Source organism: Protofrankia sp. Cj3 (genome assembly GCF_917627355.1).
Lineage (GTDB): Bacteria > Actinomycetota > Actinomycetes > Frankiales > Frankiaceae > Protofrankia.
This window is the reverse complement of the sequence record NZ_CAKJTR010000089.1, coordinates 18,016-21,389: the sequence shown is the minus strand read 5'-3', so window position 1 is coordinate 21,389 and position 3,374 is coordinate 18,016. Positions and strand designations below refer to the sequence as shown.

General features: G+C 68.7%; 3 protein-coding genes and 1 pseudogene. 1 reads left to right on the top strand and 3 read right to left on the bottom strand.

The window, feature by feature from the left end; translation table 11 throughout:
- Nucleotides 1-175: 175 nt before the first annotated feature.
- Nucleotides 176-829: pseudogene (locus tag MJ783_RS23700) on the top strand (HAD-IC family P-type ATPase); the annotation flags it as partial.
- Between the two features lie 283 nt (nt 830-1,112).
- On the opposite strand, the gene MJ783_RS13660 reads toward MJ783_RS23700, so the two are convergent.
- The 3 genes from MJ783_RS13660 to MJ783_RS13650 form a co-directional block, all read right to left on the bottom strand.
- Nucleotides 1,113-2,036, bottom strand: a complete 924-nt coding sequence (locus MJ783_RS13660; protein ID WP_239310810.1) for an SDR family oxidoreductase — start codon at nt 2,034-2,036, stop codon at nt 1,113-1,115.
- Nucleotides 2,037-2,305: 269 nt separating this feature from the next.
- Complete coding sequence (locus tag MJ783_RS13655; RefSeq protein WP_239310809.1) at nt 2,306-2,749, bottom strand: MaoC/PaaZ C-terminal domain-containing protein; 444 nt, start codon at nt 2,747-2,749, stop codon at nt 2,306-2,308.
- Nucleotides 2,746-3,180, bottom strand: a complete 435-nt coding sequence (locus MJ783_RS13650) for a MaoC family dehydratase N-terminal domain-containing protein (RefSeq protein WP_239310808.1) — start codon at nt 3,178-3,180, stop codon at nt 2,746-2,748. Before MJ783_RS13650 ends, MJ783_RS13655 begins: the two co-directional genes overlap by 4 nt.
- Nucleotides 3,181-3,374 lie beyond the last annotated feature (194 nt).

Here is a 3,374-nt window from a genome sequence, read left to right as displayed (position 1 = left end):
TCTGCCGGCGCCAGACGGCGCCTCGCCTCGTTGCCGTCGGCCCAGGTAGAACACCGCTACCTGGGCCTTCTCCGCCTCACGATGCATCCGTCTGTCATCCGGCACCCCCCGAACAACTTCCGGCGGCGACCACTAAGCACCGAGCTTCATGGTGTACGAGGGACCACCGTGGCCGCCGGCGGTGGCCGGCGCGACCGGGACACTGCTCGCGTCCGGGCTCATCCGTGGGCTGCCCATCCGTGACACGCGTGGCGCTGGCGTGGCGCTGGCCGTTGCCGCGGTGCCCGAGGGCCTGCCGTTTCTCGCCACGGCCGCCCAGCTCTCCGCGGCCCGACGGCTGTCCGCCCGCGGGGCACTGGTGCGAAACCCGCGGACCATCGAGCCTCTCGGCCGGGTGGACGTGCTGTGTTTCGACAAGACCGGCACGCTCACACGAGGCAGGATCGCGCTGGGCGCACAAGTACGGCGGAGAGCATCGCCACCGAACTCGGGGTGCTTGACAGCGGCCGGGTGATGACCGGTATGGAGATCGATGCGCTGGATGGCGATGTGCTGGACGCGGTGCTGCCCGAGGTGTCGGTGGTGGCCCGCGGGACACCGGCGCACAAGGTGCGGGTCATCCGGTCGTGTCAGCGGCTCGGCAAGATGGTCGCGATGACCGGTGACGGGGCCAACGACGCGCCCGCGATCCGGCCTCGCTGACGTCGGGATCGCTCTTGGGAAACGCGGCATTCCGGCAGCGCGGGCCGCCGGGGACGTGGTCGTCGCCGACGACAGGTTCGAGACGACTCTGGATGCGCTGGTCGAGGGCCGGGCAATGTGGGCCTCGGCCAGTTCTTCGGCTGTTCCCCGCTCGGCCCACTCGGCCCGACGACCGCCGTCGGTGCCTGTGTCGGCGGGACGCTGCTGTCGAAGGTGCTGGAACCGGTCGCGGCGCGCCGTCCCGGACGACGGCGCGCTTGCGCTCCCCTTTCTAGATCATGGTCTGCATCGACCACCAGCCATCAGGCACCCCTGTTGCCGACCGGCAACAGGGGCGTGGCGTCGCGGGGCTGGGGCACGCATCCGCATCCGCATCCGCATCGCGACGGCGCGCCCCAGCCCCGCTCTTTTCAGCCCTGGACGGGCCGGTTGCCCGTCATGTCGGCCCCGGGCGCCGCCTTCGCGACCAGGTCCGGGATGACCTCGGACAGCTCTCCTGGCGACCAGCGCCCCTGACGGTCGACGCTCGGGCCGTTGACCCAGCTTTCGACGACGGTGATGTTGCCACCGAACACCGCGAACACCCGGCCGGTGACGTCCTTCGAAGCGGTGCTCCCCAACCAGACCACGGTCGGGGAGATGTTCTCCGGCGCCAGCGGATCGGCGTCGCCGGAGGCATCCTTGATGGCCTGCACGGAGGCCAGGTCCTCGGTCAGCCGGGTCAGCGCGGTCGGCGAGATCGCGTTGACGGTCACCCCGTAGCGGCCCAGCTCCTGCGCGGTGATCACAGTGAAGGCCGCGATACCCGCTTTGGCCGCGCCGTAATTGGACTGTCCAACATTGCCGAACAGGCCGGACGGTGACGTGGTGTTGATGATTCGCGCGTCGTTGGGCTGGCCGGCCTTGGCCCGGTCACGCCAATAGGCGGCGGCGTGGCGGGTCGGTCCGAAGGTGCCCTTCAGGTGCACCTTGATAACCGCGTCCCACTCGGCCTCGCTCATGTTCGCGAGCATCCGGTCACGCAGGATGCCGGCGTTGTTCACGACGACGTCCAGCCCGCCGAAGGTGTCTATGGCCTGCTGAATGAGGTTCTTGCTGCCGTCCCAGCTGGAGATGTCGTCGGTGTTGGCGACGGCCTCCCCACCGGCGGCCCTGATCTCGTCGACGACGGTCTGGGCGGGGCCGGCCGAGGCCCCCGAGCCGTCCCGGCTGCCGCCGAGGTCGTTGACGACGACCTTGGCGCCCTCCTGGGCGAACAGCTTCGCGTGCTCGCGGCCGATACCGTTGCCGGCCCCGGTGACGACGACGATGCGCCCCTCGCAGATCCCGGTCATGCCCGCACTTCCACTGTCATGATCTATCTCCAATGTCGGATGGTGCTGTACCGCTGTTCCACATGATGCTGTGGACGTGTTTGACGTGCTGGTTTGTTATTGATCATCGATTGGCCTGGTGGCGGGGATACCGCCCAAGGCTGGTTGGATCCCGGTGCATCCTCACGCGCCATGGGGTCCGCGGGCCACTGAAACCGTTGAATCGGCTGGACGATTGAAGCGCTGGGACGCCTTCCCGCCAGCTCGACCAGCCTGCCGGTGGGAGATGCCTACGTGACGATGAAGGTCGCCGAGCCCCTGAGATGGACACCGCCGGTCTGGCGGGTCGCGGTGAGCTCGACGTCGACCAGACGCCGGCCGTTCTCCTCGCGCCGGCCAGCTACGCGGCCGGTGTATGTCAGGACGTCGTCCGGCCATGCCTGTTCCCCGAACCGCACCTGGAACCGGCGGATGTTCGCCGCGCCCAGCCAGTCGGTGGCATAGGTCGCGAGGATGCCGGCCGGCAGCATCCCGACCGCGAAAACGGTCGGGAAGCCCGCGGCCCGCGCGAACTGTTCGTCGTGATGGATCGGGTTCATGTCCCCGGACGCGCCCTGGTAGCGGACAAAGTCCGTACGGGTGAGCGGCGCGTCGGTGAAGGGTGCCGCGGTCACCCCGAGCTGGAGCTCGTCCCAGGTCGTGGGATTGGTCCTGATGGTCGTAGCGTTCGTCATGATGCCGTGGGCCCTTCCGCCGGTGCCTGGCTGGTGACGATGACAGTGGTCTTCGACTCGGCCACGAGCCGGCCCTCGGGCGTGCGGAACTCGGTGACGAGTTCGACGAGCCGCATGCTTCCCCCGCGCTTGCCCCGCTTGTCGTAGCTGTTGGCGATGCGGGTCTGGCCGACGAGGCGGGTACCGGCCCGCGGCGGCTCACCGTGGAAGACAAACTCCTGTTCACCGTGCAGGATGCGGGCCGGATCGCCGATCTCCTCCATGGGTGGGGCGTTCTCGGGTCCCGTCCAGAAGGCGGCCGTGGCCAGAAAGGTCGCCGGCGACACCGGCACGTCGGCCGTCAGATAGCCAGGGTTGGACGACTTGGTGGCGCGGGCGAACTCGCGGATTTTGCCGAGCTCGACCTCCATCGTGAACGGGGCTCCGGCCATGGCCGCTCCTTTCGACAGGCGATTACGCGTTCACGGCACGCGCATGCGACTACGCGTTTACGACGTTGTCATTTCCACGGCCCAGATGCATCATGATCGAATTTTGCCGCGGCTGGCGGGCCGCCTGACCGCCGTCAGCGGCGTCGCCGGTCGGCCGCTCGCTGGTGGACAGTGGGTAAGCACGCTGGGTAAAA